Source organism: Paraburkholderia sp. CI2 (assembly GCF_014201055.1).
Classification (GTDB): Bacteria; Pseudomonadota; Gammaproteobacteria; order Burkholderiales; family Burkholderiaceae; genus Paraburkholderia; species Paraburkholderia tuberum.
Window position 1 is genome coordinate 41,166 of the sequence record NZ_JACHDL010000020.1, and the last position, 19,938, is coordinate 61,103.

Genomic DNA, 19,938 nt, shown 5'->3' on the forward strand with positions numbered 1-19,938 from the left:
CGCGGATCTTGCCCGTCTCGTCTGTGACCTCACCGTACTCTAATTCATCCAGACTTCCTCTCCCCAACACACCGCACGGGTGCGATATCGTTCGAGCACCCGCGCTAGCGTCGACAAGCGGGCTGCGTCATCGTTGCTCGCAAGACGCCGCGTGCCGCGCTCGATCATCAACTGGCGCAATGCAGGCTGGTCGATCAGACTGAAAAGCGCATCCGCCATGCTGTCGGGCCGAGCCAGATCGACCAGCAGTCCCGCGTCGCCGACTTGCTCGCGCAGCGCCTCGAGGTCCGGGTAAAGGACCGGTACGCCCAGACTGAACGCCTCGAGTGGCGGCAGATTGGTCGGGCCGAAATATGTGGGCATCACTAACGCGATCGACTCGCGATACAAGTAAGGCACGTCGCCGTCCGGAACGAAACCGAGAAAGAACACACGCTCGCCCAGACCGAGATCGGCGGCGACCGAACGCACGTATCTCATGTTGCCGAAATCGCTTCCTGTGAAGACCGCACCTACACGGATGCCATAGCGGGACTCCAGCGCGTGCAGTCCCTTCAACAGAAACACATGGTTCTTGTGCGACCAGAACTGCGCGGGATAGTAGACGTATTTCAGATCGCGCGGAATTTTGTACTTCGTCTTGACATCGACGAAGTGCTCCACGTACGCCTCCTCGGAAAGCACTGTCGCGCGGGCGGGCGAGAATGGCATCAAATGCACGCGTTCGCTGTCTACTCCATATCGCCTGACAACCTTCTCGCGGCCGGCCGGCGAATCGACGAAGATGCCGCAGGCCTTCTTCAAGGCAGATCCGTACAGAAATTCGCGACGCTCGAATTCGTGCTTGATCCGGACTTCGGGAAACTCGACGTCGTCGCGGTGGGACAGATCCCAAACGGTGAACAGGTAGTTGAATCGATCAATCGCCAGTGCGAGGTGGGACGGCGTTGTGAAGTACGCAATGTCCGCGCGCATCACCGAAAGCAAGCGGTCCACCGAAGCCATCTTGCCCGGTTTCCGCAGAAACGCGCGCGGGCCTCCACGGCTATATATTGAACCGAGTCTCGCCGCCAGTCCGCGCAAGCGGGGCACCGGAAAAAAAATAGGCTCAATGCCGCTGCGTCGCAGATCATCGATGGTGGATCGCCGCGTCGTCACAAACTCAACCGCGCAAAGTTCCGGCGGAAGACTCTTTAGCAGCAAGGCAGCATTCTTCGCCTGCTGATAACCTCCACCAGAGGTATGTTCATAGTCTATAAACGCGACCATGCGAATAGGCCGTTCCAAGGAACCGTTTGAATTCGTCACTCCTCGCTCCACGTTTCTTGGCCATCTATATGACGATTGCAGCGCTCGACAACGGTTTTCGCGCTCGGTTTGAATTTAGATTGCGCGAGCTTGCTGGTGCCGTTCGTGACTGATTAAGGCAGGTATTTGGCCGGTCCGACGGCTTCCTGAGAAAAGCCCTTGTGCAAGGCTCATATGACGCTCACGCGGCCCTCGGACATCGAGCTTCCGAGGCGAACAGATGCGCGAAGATCTGTTTCTCCTCGAAAATATTTGAATCTGAATGCCGACCAACTGATTCGAAGGCCTCCTCGTCTCGCGGCGAAACTTTCCCTGGCCAGTTCCTAAGCGGACCTCTCCACAGGATCGACCGTGGCGCCGCTTTTCTTTCGACAGCGGTATTCCGTCGCCGACATCGAGAATTGCCTCCTGAACACTTTCGAAAGCCGCTCGCCATTCGTCAGTCCAACCCTGCGAGCGATCTTGTCTATCGGCAAGTCGCTTCTGACCAACAGTTCACAACTGAGATCGAGGCGCGCTCGCAAAAGATATTCCGACGGTGTCACTCCCATCTCGCGCTTGAACAGACGCAGGAAGTTCCGCTCGCTCATCGCCACCGTACGAGCCGCATCGCCTATTGAAACCGGGCGTCCGCAATTTCGCTCGAGCCAGCGCGCGGATTCCTGTGCCTTTTCCGCCTGCGTGTTCGTTCCCATGGTGCTCAGCATGGTCGTCAAATTCTGATCTTTGGAGACGGTGAAGTGATCGGCAACCGCTGTCGCGATGTCGTATCCGAGGTCCCGCTTCACGAGCGCGAGCGAGTTGATCAGCGCATCGCCGCCTTCGGTCGACGCCGCGACGTTAGACGTCTCCGGACTCCAGATGCCCGGATCGACCGAAGCCCAATCGCGGCGAGAAATGCCCGCTGCCGCCAGCAGCAAGTCGCCGTTGCCGAGAGGGTTGACGACGCCGGTCTGCGAACATGCTATGGTCAATAACCCAATGAGCACCTCGTCGGCGGCTGCACGCTTTGCGCCGGGTCCGCCCGCAATATACAGTGCGTCGAAGCCTTGGAACCGCTGGCCGCCCAGGCGCTCGGTCCAAACGCAAACGGATGACGAACAGGCTATCATCCCACCGCAGGCAGAGACTAGACGGACGCTGTAAGTTGCGTTTCTTCTCAGGCTGCGAGACTGAATCTCGTTGGCGATATGAAGCACCTCGGCAAGGGTGCCCGCTTCCAGCAGCGAAAAACCGTCGTACAACAAAATTCCTATGAGCTTGACTGCGCGTTCTTTAAATCGGTGGAAAATACCGTTATTTCCTGCATCGCCTAAGCTGGTAGCGTGGGACATGCCGTTACCTCCATTTTGCTTCGGTTCCAGATCGCTGCTCTGGCTTGCGTTGGAACGCTGTGGAAAGCGTATGACCTCGTGAGCTTAGTGCCATATTCGGTCCACCATTGCCGCGGTGTCCGCCAAAAGCATGTTTCTGGCCGAGAATGTCGCTCCCAGTATCAACAAGACCAAAACATCGTCTGATTTCTTCAGCGCTGAAAGTGAAAACCATAAAGCCGCTCATCAGGGTTTCCCGACCCACTGGACTTGCTGAGCGATAGACCGATCAGACGGCGAATGCTTCAGCAAGGAAACGACCCGTCAACACCTTGCTGAAAACGGTCATGCATGTAGTCTGAAAATCCCCGCTAGATACCCTTTCTCATGAGCACCCTGAGCTTTGGCTTTGGTTGCCTTCGAATAAACAAGAGTGCGTTCGCGTCACGCGTGACTTCGCCACCGCCATACGACCAGACATGGAGTCGCTTCATGAGCTTCAGCACGAGATATTCGCAATACTATGATCTTTTCTATCATGACAAGAACTACAAGGCGGAAGCGTCGTTTGTCACCGGATTGCTCGGGCGCTACGGAATAGTTGGAGGTCACGTGATGGATCTAGGTTGCGGCACCGGACGCCACGCGGCGGAATTCGCAGCCGCGGGATTTTGTGTTTCTGGCGTTGACATGAGCGCCGATATGCTTGCCCGAGCCGCTGCCAGGTGTACCACTCTGCCAGGCGCAGTAGCGAAGCGACTGACGTTTCAGCAAGGCGACGCGCGGATCGTCCGCACGAATGAACTTTACGACGCAGTCGTCTCGCTCTTCCATGTTGCGAGCTATCAAACGACCAACTCCGATTTCATGGCGATGTGTCACACCGCTGCGACGCACCTGCGGCCATCAGGACTGTTCGTGTTCGATTGCTGGTACGGTCCCGCGGTCCTCGCCGCTCCGCCCGACGTACGCATCAAACGCGCCTCCAGCGAAGAAACCGCGGTGATACAAATCGCCGAGCCCACGATGCGTCCCCATGACAATACTGTCGCGTTCAACTACACCGTCCTGCTAACGGATTTGAAAACGCAGTCGGTCGAAACTGTCCTCGAGACGCATGTGATGCGCTACATGTTCAAGCCCGAGATCGAACTGATGCTGGACCTCAGCGGATTCGAGGTCCTGGACAGTTTGAAGTGCATGGGCGGCGAGTTGGGTGCTACCGATCTCTCAGCGACATTCGTCGCGAGAAAACGGTGATGCTCGGAAACAGCCCGAGCGAGAAAACGTCGGAAAATACAACGAATGGCATGTCATAGCCAGCCTCGTCGATGAGTCGAGGCTGAACCGCCGGGCAGTCCTGCGCTGGCTAAGCGCATCGCGTCAAAGCGGCTCGCCGAAAGCCGCGTGCCACCACCTGCCACCCGGATCAAGTGTTTGTTCCGTTGCGTGACGGGCCATATTTGCTGCGGCGAGCAGTCGGTCAGCACCGCGCTGAACTTGACCTGCTGTTGCAGAAACTTCGCGAAAAGGCGGTGGCCAGCATGTCGCGCACCACGCCCACCGTGTAGTCCTGCTGTGCTTCGGTAAGCGCGAGACCACTCGGCAGATACAATCCCCTTCGACTCATGCGTTCGGCAATCGGGAAATTCTCTCCCTTGAACATCCCTTGCTTGAGAAAAACCGGCTGTTCGTGCATCGGCCAGAAGAACGGCCGCGCGCTGACACCTGCCTCCGCCAGCATGGACCGGAGCTCGTCGGCATCAAAGGGCAAGCTGTCGTCCAATACCACACCGAAGACCCAATAGATATTCTCGGCATATGGCAATGCCACCGGCGCCATCCCGATTCCCGGCACTCCCCGCAAAAGGCTTTCGTAGCGGCGGCCCAACTCGCGCTTTCGCGCGATGTGCGCATCTAGCTTCTCGAATTGCGCTAGCCCGACAGCCGCCTGGAGGTTGCTCATCCGATAATTCCAGCCAAGCTCTTCGTGGACGAATCGCCTCTCAGGCTTGAAACACAGGTTTCGCAAACTTCTCGCGCGCGTAGCCAGCTCGTCGTCGTCGCAGACGATCATGCCCCCTTCCCCCGTCGTGATGTGCTTGTTGGCGTAGAAGCTGAAGCACGATATATCGCCGAAACTGCCGCACTTCGCTTCGTTATAGGTTTGTCCGATTGCCTGCGCGGCATCTTCGATCACAACGAGGCCGTATTTCCTTGCGATATCCAGCAACGGAGCCATGTCCACCGGCAGACCGAAAGTGTGCACGGCCATGATCGCCCGCGTCCGGCTCGTGATAGCGCTTTCGATCTTCGTCACGTCGATGTTCCACGTATCCGGACTTGAGTCGACCAGTCTCAAGCGGGCACCGGTGCGAACAATGGCCGATGCGCACGATATGATCGTGTGCGTGGGGATGATAACTTCGTCGTCGGGACCGAGCCGCAGAGCCACCGCCGCCACGTCCAACGCAGCGCTGCCGTTCGCGACGGCAATCGCGTGTCTGCGGCCGACGTAACCCGCCATCGCACGTTCGAAACGCTCGACGAACGCCCCGTCCGAAGAAATCCACCCGCTTTCAATGCATTCGTTCAGATAGACGCGCTCCTTTCCGTCGAGCAGGGGTTCGTTGACCGGAATCATCGCGCGCCGTCCTTAACTTCAAGCTCGACGCCTGGGCCGTTACTCGCTTCACTGCATCGGCTCAGGTTTGCGGACGCGAAGCGCAATTTTTCCTGCTCTCCCATATAGGGCCCTTGTTTGACTTCGAAGAAAGACGCGTCCTCGAGCATCTCGAAGCCGTGACCGCCCGACGCCAGCAAGATGACATCGCCCGCGTACAGTACACGGCTCGACAGGTAGTCCTTATCGGCCGTATAGAACTTCACCAGGACACGGCCACGCTTGACGAAGAGCACCTCTTGCGTCCATTCGATCTGCCGCACCAACTTGCAGTGAAGATGCGCGTCGATCACTTTTCCGGCGGGATGTTCCATGTACGCGAGTTGCTGAGGAAACTCCTTCGGAGTAAAGAAACTCACACCACTTCTCGAGAACGAATCCCGGATGATCATGGCGAGCGTTTCACCTTCGAACGAGACTACTTCGAAATTCGAGTCATGAACGACCTCTGCGTTGCCCGTTATCGATAGAGCTTCCATTTTTTTCCTCGAAGAGAGCCGTTAGTATCCCGACACACCGAACCTTTCGGGAGCAAGGCCGCGTACGACATAAATTGGCCCACGGAGGTCCATCATGCGTCCCCGAAGCATAGGATCGGGTCGGCGGTCACACGGTCAGATGGCCGAATACGGAATGAAGTTGGCTGACCGGGGTATTACGTTGCAGCGTCACCTCCCGCATCTTTATATCCTCGGCAACGACCGCGGAGAAACGCACACGGACCGCGCCAATATATTGGCACCGTCCGCCATGACCTTGAATGGTCCATACGCATTGCTAAGCTGATGAAATCGCACGTCGTAGCCCTTTGAATCAAGTGGCGTGGCAACTTACGTTCCGACCGACGTGTTTCTCTCGACTATTGGCCATTCACATGAACAAAAGCTCTCGCATCTATGTCGCCGGACATAAGGGAATGGTCGGCTCGGCTCTCCTACGGCGCCTTGCCAGTTCCGGATATCATCACGTGATCACGGCCTCGAGACAGTCGCTCGACTTGCTGGATCAGCGCGCCGTGATGGATTTTTTCGCTCGAGAGCATATAGACGTCGTGCTCCTGGCCGCAGCCAAAGTCGGCGGAATTCATGCCAATTCGACTCAGCCGGCTTCGTTTCTCTACGAGAACCTCGTCATCGAAACCAATGTGATTCATGCTGCATTCAAGAGTCACACGCAGAAGCTCGTGTTCTTCGGTTCATCGTGCATCTATCCAAAGCTTTGCCCTCAGCCCATAAAAGAGGATTACCTGCTCACGAGCGCTCTCGAACAAACCAACGAAGCCTATGCCATCTCAAAGATCGCGGGTCTCAAGCTTTGTGAAGCGTATAACAAGCAATACGGAACGCGCTTCATATCGGTGATGCCCACGAATCTCTATGGCCCCAACGACAACTATGATCTTCAAGGCAGCCATGTGCTGGCTGCGCTCATCCGCAAGGCGCACGAGGCAAAGCTGAACGGACTCGAATCGCTCCCGGTATGGGGCTCCGGATTGCCAAGACGGGAATTCCTTCATGTAGACGATCTGGCGTCCGCGGTTCTCGTCCTGCTGAGCAACGACCTGGTCGAGGGCATGTTTAATGTCGGATATGGAAAGGACATAGCGATTGCCGACCTCGCACGACTGATCTGCGATGTCGTCGGTTTTTCTGGATCGCTGAAATTCGACTCGTCGAAGCCCGACGGGACGCCGCGAAAGTTGCTCGACGTATCGAAGCTCGCCGCTCTGGGTTGGGCGCCCACGATTACGCTCAGAGAGGGCATCGCCTCAACCTACGCCGACTTCGAGAATAACGTGCAGCGTACCGGGCTCGCCAGCGCCTGACGCATTCACGCGGCGTGCGCGATCCTGCACCACGGATTGAAGTTCCGCCCCTGGTATCCAGGGTACCCGTCTGCCGACTGCGGTTCCTGTCCCTCAATGCCAGCAAATCATGTCACTTTCAAGGCCACGACAGGTCATTCCGGTTAGAGCGGCTTGATCAAAGCGTCGGCCTAGTCCGTTGAAGCGGATGAATTGCGCCGGATTCGCCGCGATGGATCGGAGTACTTCCATTTCAATGGGCGCGCCTGCTTGTTGTATTGACAGATATAACACATGAGCTTTTTGTTGAGATCCTTGGTGCTCGTGAATACGCCACGCGCAATGTCGTCGCGCTGGATGCGTGCAAACCAGTTCTCGACCTGATTCAGCCATGACGAATACGTCGGGGTGTAATGTATCGACACTTTCGGATGGTCAACCAGAAATGTTTGAACGGCGTTGGTTTTGTGGCTGCTCACGTTGTCGCAGATCACGTGAATCTCCTTTCCGCGCGGCTGTGCCCATACCACCTCCGTGAGGAACGCAACAAACTGGGCACTGGTATGGCGTGGCGCGGTTTTTCCCAGCACCTCACCGGTGGCAACATTCAATGCGGCTAACAGGCTCACGGTGCCGTTGCGTTTGTATTTAAAGCCATGGCTCTCGGCGCGTCCAGGCGAGAGCGGCAACATCAGGTCCTTGCGATCCAGCGCCTGGATGGCTGTCTTCCCGTCCACGCAGAACACCACCGCATGCAACGGCGGATTGAGGTACAGCCCGATCACGTCGGCTACCTTCGCCTCAAAGTCGGGATCGTTGGACACCATGTGGGTATCGAGGCGATGTGGCCGAATGTCGTGCTTGCGCCAAATACGCTGCACCGTCATGAAGGCCATGCCCAACTGTGCCGCCAGTTTGCGGCTGCTCCAGTGTGTCGAGCCGTCGGCCGGCTTACGTCGCAGTGTGTAGTCGAGCACTCTCGCTTCAAGAACCGCCAGCTCAGGTCGCGGTGCCCGGCCTGGATGTCTGCCGTACAAACCAGCCAAACGCTCACTGGTGAAACGCATTTGCCACGTTGTAATGAAACGCGAATCGCAACGCAATTCCGCCATGATCGCCGCACGCGAGGCTCCTTCGTCGAGCAGCAAGATCAACCGCGCACGCCTCACCTGGCCAACGGCCATCGTGCGGCTGCGCTGCATCGACATCAGCTCTTCGCGCTCGGTTTCGCTCAGATTCATTTTGCCCATGCACTATTAGCTCAGTGCAATTTCATTGGTTCAATGCTAGTCCTTGATTCGACTGCTCAAAGCCGTGGATATCGACCTTTCTAGCGCGTCTCGCGTCAGAAGTTGGGCGGCTGCTTTCATTGCCCGCTCGATGCTCATGCGTTTGCGGCGATACGTCTGCTCTGCGATTGCCAACGCATCGGCGATGGACCTTGCATCCGCGGAAACAAAGCATATGGCGTCGTGAATCTCCTTCATGCTCATCGGGGGAAGTTCGGTGGAAATGACCAATCTTCCCGACGCGACATATTCGACAACCTTGAAAGGAAAGACCCCGTTACCCATTTTCTCTATCGAAACATGCGGGTTCACCAGCACGTCACAGTCGGAAATCAATTTGAACAAGACTCTTTCGTCCACCCGACCGTGGAAGTGCACCGGGTAATCTTCGGCGGACAGCCTTACGAACTCGCGTGCCAGCGGACCCGTTCCGCAGACGTGAAACATGAGGCGTCCGCCGGACTTCCGGATCAGGTCGAGAACCACGTCAGCACCCTTCTCGACGCTCAGCCCACCGAAATAGCCAACCATCGTTCTAGCATCTGCCGTTCGCGAGAATGGACGCCGCTGTCCACAAGCTTCAATGAGATCGTCCGACACCACGCCCGGACACAGCACCACGGGACAACCGCTGCGTTGATGTTCGCGTGTCGATAAGTGATCGTTAACCGCAAGACATAACGATGGAGCGGGTAATACGTATCGCCATGCGATGAAGTCGAGCAACGGCTTCGGATGCCAGCGGCGACGAGAAAGCAGCCAATCTTCGAACTGGAGTATCAGACGCGCACCGAACCGGTGCGTCAGCACGCGAGCGAGCATCGACTCGAACGCGTAAGCGTTATAGATCCATACGGCTTCGGGCTTGCCGACCTTCGCTATCTCATCGCTCAGCGCCAAGACTTCGAAGAGGTTCAGCAGCTTGCCGATGGGCCTTACAGGGTAGCAGCGAAGCGAAATCTCCCGAATGCGTTGCGTGCCGATGACGGAATCCCGAAATTTTCTACGTGACCATCCTGCCTCTATGTGGCCCGTATTGATCAAAAGAACATCCTTGGAAAGTTGCGATGCCAACGCCAGAAAAAACTCCACCTTGCGTGCGGCGCCCAGATTCAAATTCGCCCCACGATTAGAGGCGCTGTAAGGCGCTATGAAAACAAGCATTTCTGCTGCTCCACGTCAGCGACTCCTGCTTCAGTGCCAGGCAAGTCAACGCCACGTGATCGACGCGTGGACAAATACGCGCCGAGAGAGCACCCGTAGATGTCCCCAAAGCAGAGCATCAGAGTCGTCACCAGTGGATACTGCTCGAATAGGTTGACGTCCATGCAGGCTGCAATCGTGATCCCAACGAACACCACATATCGAACTGACTGACGCCTCGAATGGCGCGGACGGATGCGCCAGAAAAACGCCGTCGCACCCGTCGCGAAAATTAGCATACCCACAATTCCGATTTGAAACTGCATCGTCACGAAGGCGTTATCGATGATCTGATTGAACCGGTATTGCTCAGGGTCGACGCCCGCACGCTGGAGGAGCATGACGGCTGTGTTCGTGCCTACGCCGAGGCCCCGCCCCAAAAAGAGTTCTCCCGGAGTTGCCTCTGACAACTGCTCCGCTATCTTCCCGAGGTTGGATAAACGACCGCCTTCGTCGAGTTGATCAGTCAGCACATCACCGCGGCCGACCGCTTCCACCATGTGAGAATAGCCAACGATTGCGAGGCAAATAGCGATCGGTAGCGCAGTCACCACCAGCAGCATCCGATCATTACGGCTCAGCCGTCCCCCAAGCGTTTCCCAAACTACTACGCCGACGATGGACGCGATACTGAGCATAGCGAATCGCGTTCCCGAAGAGACGGCAATCGCGACTGCGAGGGAGAGCAATATAAGCCGATACAACAGCCGGGCGCGGTCCAGAATGAGCACCATGCTTGCAAGCGAAATCGCATACATGCCTGCTAGCGCCGCGTTACTGAACAGGCCCGTGTACCGATCCTGCGTAAATAGAACTTGCTGTATTTGTCCGAGTTGTATCCATTGTCGCAGGACAACGTAAAAGTCCAATGCGGCAAGCGCGAGCAATGCGAGGACGAGGGCCGTTTGTCCCTGCTTCTCGGCCGGCAGCAAACTCGCGAACAAAAACAGGCCGAATGACGCATGAATCAGCAGAACCCAGCGCAATCCCGCAGGTAGGAAGAACAATGGCGTCCAACCTGCGATGAACGGCACGAGTCCCACCGATACGATGCAAAGAATCCACGTGAAGAACATCAGAATAAACGTACGCATCCCCCCCCGAAAGCGATTCAAACCGAGCGCAAGAGGCCACCCGACTCCGATCAAGGCGATGCTCGCGTCCTTCACGTACTTGACAGCACCTGCGTCATCCATGGCGGCCGAATTTAAGTTCCAGACGTTGATTGCTCCGGTGCCGAGCGCGCCAAGCGCCTGATCCGCGTATTGTGCCAAGCCTGCCGCGAAGACCGTAAAGACTGCGAGTGAAAATACGAAACGCGGCGACATTCCACACGCTCCTGAGTTACACGCCGACTCGGCCAAACTTCGTCCTTACTCGTGATGCTCCAACGCCCTGTAGCCAGCCAGCGTGATCAGCGCATCCCGCTTGGCGATCTGATAGTCGGACAACACCATTTCCCTGACAAGAGCGCCGAACGTCACGGTCGGTGCCCATCCGAGCTTCGCGTGGGCTTTCGACGGATCGCCGAGCAAGGTCTCGACCTCTGTCGGTCGAAAATAGCGAGGATCCACTCGCACGATGACCGTCCCGGGCGCGACCCGGCACTCCCGGCTGCTCACACTTTCGACGATCGCGACTTCATCGACTCCGCTTCCGTCAAACCGAAGCTTGATGCCGAGTTCGCACGCCGCCTGCTGAACGAATTCGCGCACGCTGTATTGCACGCCAGATGCAATGACAAAGTCTTCAGGCTCGTCCTGTTGCAACATGAGCCATTGCATCTGGACGTAATCGCGCGCGTGTCCCCAGTCGCGTTTCGCCGACAAATTGCCAAGGTAAAGGCAATTCTGCGAACCGATTGCAATACGTGCGATGGCGCGCGTAATTTTGCGCGTAACGAACGTCTCGCCCCGAACGGGTGATTCATGATTGAACAGAATGCCGTTGCAAGCGTATATGCCATACGCCTCGCGATAGTTGACCGTGATCCAGTACGCGTACATCTTCGCTACCGCATACGGACTGCGCGGATAAAAGGGCGTGCCCTCCCGTTGCGGCACTTCCTGCACGAGCCCGAACAACTCCGATGTCGACGCCTGATAGAACCGGGCCGTCTTCTCGAAGCCCAGAATTCGCACGGCTTCTAGCATGCGCAGCGCACCCAGGCCGTCCGCGTTCGCCGTGTACTCAGGCTCTTCAAACGAAACCGCAACATGGCTTTGCGCGGCGAGGTTATAGATCTCATCCGGTTGCACCCGCTGAATAATTCGCAAGATGCTCGACGAGTCGGTCAGGTCACCATGGTGAAGATGAAAGCGGCGCTGCGATGCATGGTCGTCCTCGTATAAATGGTCGATGCGATCCGTGTTGAAGAGCGAGGTGCGCCGCTTGACGCCATGCACTTCATATCCTTTGTCGAGCAGGAATTGAGCAAGATAAGAGCCATCCTGGCCTGTGATACCGGTGACCAGTGCAACCTTGTTCGACATGGTTCCTTCTCCTTGTTTTGATACTGCGCTGTGCGTGATATTTCTTGCGATTCGTTCAGGCTGTCCTGACATTGGACTCGCCGCCGCTTTTGCCGTACCCGTCCGACCTGCCGTAGCCTGAACCGTATCGCGCCTTGTCGAGCGGAACATCGGTAAAGAGAGTTCCTGCCACGTTCACGCCACTACTGCGCAACCGGTTGAGCGCCTCATACAGTTCGTCCACCGGATGCCGACCGTGCCGAACGACCAGCAGCGTTGTACCGGCCTGCCGGCCGATCAGCGTTGCATCGGTGACAGCAAGCACAGGCGGCGTATCGACGACGACAGCGTCATACCGCCGCGATGCAACATCGAGTATCTCGCTCAGTCTCCGAGTCGTGAGCAAGTCCGCGGCGTTTGGCGTCTCGCCCCCGCGCGGGATCAGGTCGACGCCATTCATGACATCGCGGACGACCACGTCGTCAAACGCCGCACCTTTTAGCAACTCGGTCAAGCCAGGGCCGCCAGCCGGGTTGAAGGATCTGTGTATGTCGCCCATGCGCATGTCGGCATCGATCAGGAGCACCTTTTTCCCGCCTGTCGCCAACACGATTGCAAGATTGGCCGCGACAAACGACTTTCCTACCCCGGCACGGGAACTTGTGATCATCACGACATTGTTCCTGACTTCCGATCCGATCGATTGCAACGCTGTTCGCAAGCTTCGCACGCCTTCGACCGCGACATCCCCTGGCCATACCGCAGCAAGCACATGTATGCCCGGAGCCTTGCGGCGCATTGCTTCCTGCAAACGAATTTGCCGTTCGCTGTGCGGCACGACAGCGCAAACGGGTATTCCAAGGGCTGCCTCGATCTCGGCGCTTCGCTCGATTCCACCAGACAACGCCTTGCGAAGGAACGCGGTGACGATTCCCAGTACAAGCCCAAGCACGGCAGACAACGACAATAGTACCTGCCAGTTAGGCTTGCTCGACTTCTCGGGGGGCACCGCGAGATCGACAATGCGCACGTTGCCTACGTTGCCCGCCTTGACGACACGAAGCTGTTGCGCACTGTTCAGGAGATTCGTATAGAGGTCTGTGTCGACCTGAACGTTGCGCATCAGTCGCACTGCGTTTTGCTCCTTGTCCGGCAAACTGGCAACACGCTGGCTCAGCGCTTCGCGGTCTTGTTGCAATCGGGCGATCTTCGAGTCCACCGCCGTAAGTAGCGGGTAACCCTCCTTGTAATGCTGCGAGATGTCGTCGCGCTGCTGCAAGAGTCCGCGCAAGGCGGTATCGAGATCGACAACCTGTTGCAGCAACAACCGGCTTTCCACACTCAGATCGACGGTTCCATTGCTATTACGAAAAGCGTTGTACTTATCCTCTGCTTGCTGTAATTCGTCCCGCAGCTTCGGCAATTGATCCTCGAGGAAGAGAAGCGAGTGTTCGGCCTCGGACGTACGCCTTGCAAGATCCTGAGCGAGATACTGCTGAGCAACCGCATTGACGATGTCCGCAGTGCGCACCGGGTCGGGTCCCTCCAGGGCAACACCGATCATGCCGGTTTGCGACTTTCTCTCTGAAATGACCAAAGCATCTTTCAGCGCGAGGATCGTGCCCTCTATCGAACTTGACTTCAGTGTAAATTCCCCGCCGGGAGAAGCGGATAATCTATTGACGAGGAGATGCACCTTGCCGTCGCCGAAAGGCACCACCAGCTCGTGGCCGACTTCTCCTATTCCGAGCGCTTTGCCGTCAGGCGCAATCAACTTGAAGTACGGGGCCTGTCTCGCCTTTACGATGAATTCGTGGCCGACTGCAGCGTGAGGAACATCGAATTTCGATACTTCGATCGACTCGTCGCTCCAGGCGAACTGCCGCAGTCCAAACAGGGGTTTCATGCTGGCGGATCCGCTGCGGAGTCGCGCGATCCAACGGCCAATAAGTGGGAAGTACCGAGGTTGCGTCGTAGTTTGGAGATTCAGTTGCTGCACCGCCTCGCCGACCACCAGGCGTGAGCGAATGAGTTCCATCTCGGCGTCTGCACTGGCTTTCACCCTCGAATCGAATATCGAGGCGAGCCGGCCCAACGCTTCGGCTTCGGGAGAGCTGGACGCGGGTGTGCCAATCTGTATGAGCGCATCGGCCCGGTACAAGGTCGGATGCATCAGGCCGTACAACAATCCCAGCGCGAGAACGCCGAGCGCAATCATGCCGATTAGACGCCAGCTCTCGCCGATTGTGCGAAGGTAATCCGAGATGGAGATCTCATCGCCCTGCAGCGGATCATCGTGCGTGATCTGTTTCCTTGAGGCCATGGTTTCTCGGGTGGAGTGCTTTGCGCCCGCCAGCGGGATAACGCCAGGGGCAACCAGTTACGGGAGCGACGACGCGACGCATTGACCGTGCGTCCATTTGGACAGGTACTCTGCTACTACTTCAATGACTGAAATTCGAGAACGCGGAACATTCGCCGCCGCAGTCTATTTTAGATAAGCCTGCTGCTTGCGCCGTGTCGAGACCGAAATCGCCAAGATGTTGTCGGGTACGATAGGACGGTCGTTTAGAATGAAACGATCCACTGGCCAGTAGCGTGTCCCCTGGTGTCGTGAGTTGGAAATTCGTTTCATTAATTGGTTTTGCTGCCAGCGGTGACGAAGTGCTGCTTGAAGAGGCGTTCAGATTCTCGCAGGCCGTCCTCCGTCAGCACCACGGATTTTGCTTTGTTGACCGGATCGGCAATGAGCCCTCGTTCATGCAGTCGGTTGAGCGCATCCCAATCGAAGCTTTTCCAAGCCCGGCTATGGTCATGCAGGGTCAAATAGAGGAGCGCGAGGACAGCATCGTCAATCGCCGCAGTATTGATGTTCATGGCGTTCATCCTGATACCATCAGCTGCCATCGGCAGCGTCTGCTGCTTCATCCTGTTCTGCCTTCCTTATTCACTCCGATCTATAACGCTCGGAGTAGCTCTGCGGTGGCCTTGATCAGCTTTGCCCCAGATGCGGGTCGGTCTAAGTCTCGAACGGCCGGTTGCCGATCATCACGACGTGGTGTGCGCCATGGACAGTAGCTCGTAGTTCCAGCATGTTCCGCGGACTTACAGCAAAACGCAGGACATCGCTCCCCGACACGAGCGTTCCAACCGGAGCGCTCGTACTATTACGCGAAAGCTGCAGCAGATAGAGACCGGACGACGCGCTCTCTACGCGGTTCGCATCGCGTGACACCAGCACCATGACTGCATGCCCTTCTTCGTCCTTCGGGCAGGAAATCTCAGTGTCGAAACTGCCGCCATCGAAATGCACGGTGTAGAGGCCCAATCCACCGATCCGATGCCTGGCATCCTCCAATGCGCGAAACGCTCCACTGCGTATCGTCACATCGTCGGTGAAAGTGGTGGCAGGCAGGGTGTAGCGAGGCTGCGGTTCTTTGAAAACACAGTCCGATGACTGGACGGATCCGACAGGGCCGTCAGATCGAACGACCGAAACGCCGAAAGACTGCTGGATGTTGACACCGGAAACGCAGGAGGAGACGTCGAGTTCTCCTATGAACGCCGGGACGAGGACGCCATGACCAAGGTAAGGATCGTCCCATCCGGCGCCAACGGCACCGGTTCGCTTGCGATGGTCGCGATAGCCGACGCGTTCCATATAAACGCCGTTGAAGACAGCCGATTGGCATGCATCAACCAGCACCGCTGGACGCGGCGAGTAAGCGTGCGTTATTTGCATGAAGACATTGCTATTCGAAGGGCGCGCATAGCGCGCCATGACGCGTATGCAGAATCCGCAAATGCCCCGATAGGGATACGCCCTCGCCGGTGACGCGGCATTAGTCGGCGCGCTGAGTCTGCGCTCGCTGTTGATTGACTTGAAGAACGTGGCATCGAACCATTGATCGATCTTGCGCTCATCGTCGCCATAGACGCGGTCATAGATGTTACGTACGTTGATGATGGTGCACTTGTCCGCGAAGCCGCCTCGTTCGTTGTAGTCGTCGTTGCGATCGACCCATTGCCCTCCGACAAGAACAGGGACGCCCGTGCGCAGCGCCTCGATATTGCTGAACGTGCACTGTTCCAGCACAGCCGCATAGATACCCACCCCGCAGCCGACAAAGTGAAGTCTGTCAAAGATGCAGTCTGCGAGCGTCGCGGACAGGGCGCCAAAAGCCATGAAGCAATCCACGCATGTCAGATTCTCGAGCCCTGCATCCATCGCCGTGTCGAATTGATCGAGCAAGCCGAAAGTGACTGGCTGCGACGCGTCCGCCATGCCGTAGCGATAGTTGCCCTTCACCACGGCGTTATGCCCATATAGTTTGACCCCCGGCCATACGCCTACGCAATAGGGCTGTCGCATGGCAGGCTCAGACGGGAGTCTTCCGCCTTTTCCCTGCTTAACCGTGCCATCGTCGTGACAAGGGATGGCCAGCGTTCCGCGCGCGGCTGCAAGGTAGAACGTGCCGTTATCAAGCACAACGCACTGAGTCCGGCCCGTCGACGTATAGAGCGATCCTGCGAATGCGACGGCGCGATTGATCGCGTCACCGTCATCCGTCGTGCCGTCACCGCGTGCACCGAACCATCGGGCATGGATGTCGCCCTCGAATACGCGCTTCCAACGCTTTCCGCTCTTCGAAACCAGCACTGTGCCACCGTTGTCCCCGCTCAAGACGTCGGTAGGATCGAGCCAATAATATGCAGCATCCAAATCGCGTTCGCCCGCAGCGTGCTGAAAAACGAGCAGTCTCGTAAGCGGTCCGCCGTAGTCACGCAAGCTGGCGTAGCCCTGAATCGGACCTTGCGCAAGCACAAATTCAGCGAGGCGTCGGATTTCGGTGTATGCGAGCGAAGACCTGGTGACTATCACCCTGTCGTCGGGCGACAAGTCGCTCACGGGCTGCATCGAGGTCGAACCGCTCTGCGTGTGCGACGGCTGCAGTCCCGATGCCTGCCGCTGCGCCGCTTGTGCAGATGCACCAGACAGGCCGAAGCAGGCGGCCATGATTCTCCTCAAGGCTCCACGTCTGTTTTTGAGCGCGTCCCCCGCCAACCGCAACTTTTCCTGGAAGTCGGCCATACGTTCAGAAGGTGGGTGTGAGAGTCACGAAAGCGGACCGACCGACGCGTGCGCCAGAATCTGCTTCCTGAAGAGGCCGATATAGACGCCATAGTCGGCGATGATGCTCGCAATGATGGACGACCAGACCACCCATTCCACTGTGCCGAACGTCAAGAGCAGACCTACCTTGAGCGGAATGGATACCGCACTAAAGATCAGCACGGCAAGCAACTGCGGGCGCAATTCGCTCATTCCATTCAGAAAGATGGTGAAAGCGTTTCCCATTGCTTCAACCACCGCCAGTATCCCCGCCGCGCACAGCAATGAGAAAGGTACAGCCAGGTGATTGCCCGTCCAAACCTTCAGAAGCCAGGGGGAAGCTGCCAGAATCAGCGCGCTTGTCAGCACCGCGATGCCGCCCGTGACGCCCATGGACACCTTCAGCGTGTGCCTGATGAACATTTTCTCACCGCGCGAGTGTGCGTCGGCATAGAGACCCCAGAGCGGCCCCGACAGCATGGCCATGCCGACGGTGATCGCCTGGAACAACCGCTGCGCAACGGCCAGTGTCGCCACTTCCTTCGCGCCGAGAATGTTTGAAACGATCAGGGGATCGCATGCGCTGCCGCATATCATGCCAAGTTGAAGAATCAGGAACATGCTGCTCGTCCGCAGTAGCAGCCTCGAGTCTTGCCACCCCGTTCCCAGCCATATGCCGCGATGAACTCGAAAAATCCGCTCACGTCGAAGACGCCAAACGAGAATCAACGTCGAGCCGACCTGCATGCCATAGGTAGAAAGCACGAGATACGGCAACGGTGCGCGATAGCGGTTGCAGAGATAAAGAAGCGGTAGCGAGAAAAAGTATCCGATCGCAGCAGCGATATGTGGCTCCCATGCTCGCTGAAGACCATGAAAAACCTTTCTCACGCCGCTTAGTGGGATGTTCACGCAAAACAGCGTGATGAAAACCACGGTTGACTCCATCGCTTCTCTTGTGACGTCTGCCGATTCGATCCTGAGCAGCCTTTGGAAGTCCAGCAACCTCACGGCACCAACGAGCACAGCCCCAGCGGCTGCGCCGATCACCACGAGCAGCAGTACGCCGCGAGTCGCAATCGTCTGCAGTTTCTCTTGATCGTCGCTCGTTTTCGCGTCCGCAACCAGGTTGACGAGGCCATTCGCCACGCCAAGGTCAAGCACCGACAACATCACTGCGAGGCTTGATATTGTCATCCAAATGCCGAAGCGCTCTTGCCCGAGATACGGAAGCGTTAAAGAGACCGAGAGCAGCACTACCGCAAAACCCATCGCGGCACTCACCGCATTGCATGCAGCGGAACGCGCGGCGCGCACATAGCGATCCCTGTCGCGCCCTTCCGAGGCTCCGATACCAAACGGCAAGCGACGAAAACAGAGCCGCAGGATGGAGACCGGTGCGCGCACGAAAAAATTATCTGCAAGCGGCATTGGAGCGTGTGATCCTCTGACGCTGCTCTTCCGCGAATGAGATGTCCTGGAAGGGGCAGCAACGGTTGAGCGTAAAATCGCGCTGACGAACTCAACTTCCTGCGACAGCCATCCTGCACGCGTGTGTTAAAGCAGAAATGCTTACGCTACCTGCTTGCTCATCAACGCGATATAGTTCTGCGCGACTCTGGAGATATGAAACCGATTGTTGAAACACTGCTTTGCCGAACATTGCATCGCAACCTTCTCGTCGTCCGGCAGCATTGCCCATTGCGTCAGAAGGCGGGTGATACCCTCTCGCGTGTCGTCGTCCACGAACCCGGCTCCATCGGCAACGACCTCTTGCCAGATTCCGACCTTATCGGTCAAGAGCACCGGCACGCCGCACGCTAGTGCTTCGGCCACCACCACGCCGAAGTTTTCCTGATGCGAGGGCAAAACCATGACGTCGGCAGCGCGCAGCAGAGACCACTTGTGCGCCCCCGTTACCATGCCAGGCCAGCTAACACGATCCGCGATGCCGAGCCGCACGGCCTCGCGACGCAATCTCGCCCCGAGTCCATGATCATCGGGGCCTGCGACGACGAGGCGATAGTCGGTGCTCAAGTTCTGGAGATCGTGAAACGACTGGATTAGCAAGTCGCAGCCCTTCTTCTCGTGAATTCGCCCGAGAAAGAGGATAATCTTGCCCGGCGTCGCTAGCGAATGCCGCTGCGCAACGTCCAACGTTTCCGTCGATGGTGGCGGTGCCGTGCCAATCATCATCATCAGCTCCTTCGCCCTGTACAGCGGAAACGCCAGGCGCGCCAGTTCGCGCTCACTGTCGGTGGTGAAGAGAACCCCCTTCGCATTGCTGATGACATGACGCTCCACAAATATCCAATAGACTAGTTTCTTGGCATGTTTCAACGGGCGGCCGATGTTGAACCATGGATCGAGCATGCCGTGCGGCATCACGAAATATGGGATCTTTTGCGGAAGAAGCGAAAGAACGGCCGCCGCGCTGTGGAACTGCCATATGCCGTCTACGATAATTGCATCGTACTGGTTCGCATGCTGTGTCAGCCACCCAACAAGCCTGAAGTTGAGCGCGTATTTGCCAGCGTGGTGGCCTAGCCTCACAACCAGATCGAAAGCATTGTCGTCCGATTTGTCAGCATCAATCGATGAGTCAAGACAGACAATGTCGGTAGTGTGTCCGCAAAGCCGGAGCTCCGTCGCGAGCCGTTTGAGCGCCTCAGCAGGACCACCATACCTTCGCTCGATTGACGAGATAATGTGAAGGGTTCTCAACGCGGGATCTCCGGCTGACACTGACATTCA

Annotated in this window: 16 protein-coding genes; 2 read left to right on the forward strand and 14 right to left on the reverse strand. The window is 57.3% G+C overall.

Going from position 1 to position 19,938, the window contains the following annotated elements; genetic code table 11:
- Window positions 1-39 precede the first annotated feature (39 nt).
- The 3 genes from HDG32_RS24625 to HDG32_RS24635 form a co-directional block, all read right to left on the reverse strand.
- Window positions 40-1,308 carry a glycosyltransferase family 1 protein gene (locus HDG32_RS24625; protein ID WP_311540341.1) on the reverse strand — a complete coding sequence of 423 codons (1,269 nt, stop codon included), beginning with the start codon at window positions 1,306-1,308 and terminating at the stop codon, window positions 40-42.
- Between the two features lie 323 nt (window positions 1,309-1,631).
- Complete coding sequence (locus HDG32_RS24630) at window positions 1,632-2,642, reverse strand: GlxA family transcriptional regulator (protein ID WP_184071399.1); 1,011 nt, start codon at window positions 2,640-2,642, stop codon at window positions 1,632-1,634.
- A 4-nt stretch (window positions 2,643-2,646) separates the two neighbouring features.
- Window positions 2,647-2,868 carry a hypothetical protein gene (locus tag HDG32_RS24635; protein WP_184071401.1) on the reverse strand — a complete coding sequence of 74 codons (222 nt, stop codon included), beginning with the start codon at window positions 2,866-2,868 and terminating at the stop codon, window positions 2,647-2,649.
- Window positions 2,869-3,113: 245 nt separating this feature from the next.
- On the opposite strand from HDG32_RS24635, the gene HDG32_RS24640 reads away from it, so the two are divergent.
- Window positions 3,114-3,881, forward strand: a complete 768-nt coding sequence (locus HDG32_RS24640; protein ID WP_184071403.1) for a class I SAM-dependent methyltransferase — start codon at window positions 3,114-3,116, stop codon at window positions 3,879-3,881.
- 223 nt (window positions 3,882-4,104) lie between these two features.
- On the opposite strand, the gene HDG32_RS24645 is transcribed toward HDG32_RS24640, so the two are convergent.
- Together HDG32_RS24645 and HDG32_RS24650 are read right to left on the reverse strand one after the other, a co-directional pair.
- Entirely contained in the window at window positions 4,105-5,265 is a 1,161-nt protein-coding gene (locus tag HDG32_RS24645; protein WP_184071405.1) for a DegT/DnrJ/EryC1/StrS aminotransferase family protein, read from the reverse strand.
- A complete protein-coding gene (locus HDG32_RS24650) occupies window positions 5,262-5,783 on the reverse strand; it encodes a hypothetical protein (protein WP_184071407.1) in 522 nt (173 codons plus the stop codon). Before HDG32_RS24650 ends, HDG32_RS24645 begins: the two co-directional genes overlap by 4 nt.
- A gap of 395 nt (window positions 5,784-6,178) precedes the next feature.
- Here HDG32_RS24650 and HDG32_RS24655 point away from each other — a divergent pair, with 395 nt between their 5' ends.
- Complete coding sequence (locus tag HDG32_RS24655) at window positions 6,179-7,129, forward strand: GDP-L-fucose synthase (protein ID WP_184071409.1); 951 nt, start codon at window positions 6,179-6,181, stop codon at window positions 7,127-7,129.
- Between the two features lie 170 nt (window positions 7,130-7,299).
- Here the strand turns inward: HDG32_RS24655 and HDG32_RS24660 are convergent, their stop codons facing one another.
- The 9 genes from HDG32_RS24660 to HDG32_RS24700 form a co-directional block, all read right to left on the reverse strand.
- Complete coding sequence (locus HDG32_RS24660) at window positions 7,300-8,358, reverse strand: IS630 family transposase (RefSeq protein ID WP_184071410.1); 1,059 nt, start codon at window positions 8,356-8,358, stop codon at window positions 7,300-7,302.
- A 36-nt stretch (window positions 8,359-8,394) separates the two neighbouring features.
- Window positions 8,395-9,561: a glycosyltransferase gene (locus HDG32_RS24665; RefSeq protein WP_184071412.1), complete on the reverse strand. Its 1,167-nt coding sequence runs from the start codon at window positions 9,559-9,561 to the stop codon at window positions 8,395-8,397.
- Complete coding sequence (locus HDG32_RS24670) at window positions 9,546-10,928, reverse strand: hypothetical protein (protein WP_184071414.1); 1,383 nt, start codon at window positions 10,926-10,928, stop codon at window positions 9,546-9,548. Before HDG32_RS24670 ends, HDG32_RS24665 begins: the two co-directional genes overlap by 16 nt.
- A gap of 45 nt (window positions 10,929-10,973) precedes the next feature.
- Entirely contained in the window at window positions 10,974-12,092 is a 1,119-nt protein-coding gene (gene gmd / locus HDG32_RS24675; RefSeq protein ID WP_184071416.1) for a GDP-mannose 4,6-dehydratase, read from the reverse strand.
- Window positions 12,093-12,147: 55 nt separating this feature from the next.
- A complete protein-coding gene (locus tag HDG32_RS24680) occupies window positions 12,148-14,394 on the reverse strand; it encodes a polysaccharide biosynthesis tyrosine autokinase (protein WP_184071418.1) in 2,247 nt (748 codons plus the stop codon).
- Window positions 14,395-14,705: 311 nt separating this feature from the next.
- Window positions 14,706-14,948, reverse strand: coding sequence for a DUF6429 family protein (locus HDG32_RS24685; protein WP_184071575.1), 243 nt, complete (start codon window positions 14,946-14,948; stop codon window positions 14,706-14,708).
- Between the two features lie 142 nt (window positions 14,949-15,090).
- The gene (locus HDG32_RS24690; RefSeq protein ID WP_184071420.1) at window positions 15,091-17,088 is read right to left on the reverse strand and encodes a hypothetical protein; all 1,998 of its coding nucleotides are present in this window, start codon (window positions 17,086-17,088) and stop codon (window positions 15,091-15,093) included.
- 99 nt (window positions 17,089-17,187) lie between these two features.
- Window positions 17,188-18,615: a lipopolysaccharide biosynthesis protein gene (locus HDG32_RS24695; protein ID WP_184071422.1), complete on the reverse strand. Its 1,428-nt coding sequence runs from the start codon at window positions 18,613-18,615 to the stop codon at window positions 17,188-17,190.
- A 141-nt stretch (window positions 18,616-18,756) separates the two neighbouring features.
- Window positions 18,757-19,908: a glycosyltransferase gene (locus HDG32_RS24700; RefSeq protein ID WP_221307853.1), complete on the reverse strand. Its 1,152-nt coding sequence runs from the start codon at window positions 19,906-19,908 to the stop codon at window positions 18,757-18,759.
- Window positions 19,909-19,938 lie beyond the last annotated feature (30 nt).

Coding starts and splice junctions, on each gene's coding strand:
- HDG32_RS24670 (WP_184071414.1), bottom strand. CDS start 10,928: ATGTCGCCGCGTTTCGTATTTTCACTCGCAGTCTTTACGGTCTTCGCG.
- HDG32_RS24665 (WP_184071412.1), bottom strand. CDS start 9,561: ATGCTTGTTTTCATAGCGCCTTACAGCGCCTCTAATCGTGGGGCGAAT.
- HDG32_RS24640 (WP_184071403.1), top strand. CDS start 3,114: ATGAGCTTCAGCACGAGATATTCGCAATACTATGATCTTTTCTATCAT.
- HDG32_RS24660 (WP_184071410.1), bottom strand. CDS start 8,358: ATGGGCAAAATGAATCTGAGCGAAACCGAGCGCGAAGAGCTGATGTCG.
- HDG32_RS24695 (WP_184071422.1), bottom strand. CDS start 18,615: ATGCCGCTTGCAGATAATTTTTTCGTGCGCGCACCGGTCTCCATCCTG.
- HDG32_RS24690 (WP_184071420.1), bottom strand. CDS start 17,088: ATGGCCGCCTGCTTCGGCCTGTCTGGTGCATCTGCACAAGCGGCGCAG.
- HDG32_RS24635 (WP_184071401.1), bottom strand. CDS start 2,868: ATGAGCGGCTTTATGGTTTTCACTTTCAGCGCTGAAGAAATCAGACGA.
- HDG32_RS24655 (WP_184071409.1), top strand. CDS start 6,179: ATGAACAAAAGCTCTCGCATCTATGTCGCCGGACATAAGGGAATGGTC.
- HDG32_RS24630 (WP_184071399.1), bottom strand. CDS start 2,642: ATGTCCCACGCTACCAGCTTAGGCGATGCAGGAAATAACGGTATTTTC.
- gmd (WP_184071416.1), bottom strand. CDS start 12,092: ATGTCGAACAAGGTTGCACTGGTCACCGGTATCACAGGCCAGGATGGC.
- HDG32_RS24680 (WP_184071418.1), bottom strand. CDS start 14,394: ATGGCCTCAAGGAAACAGATCACGCACGATGATCCGCTGCAGGGCGAT.
- HDG32_RS24685 (WP_184071575.1), bottom strand. CDS start 14,948: ATGAACATCAATACTGCGGCGATTGACGATGCTGTCCTCGCGCTCCTC.
- HDG32_RS24650 (WP_184071407.1), bottom strand. CDS start 5,783: ATGGAAGCTCTATCGATAACGGGCAACGCAGAGGTCGTTCATGACTCG.
- HDG32_RS24645 (WP_184071405.1), bottom strand. CDS start 5,265: ATGATTCCGGTCAACGAACCCCTGCTCGACGGAAAGGAGCGCGTCTAT.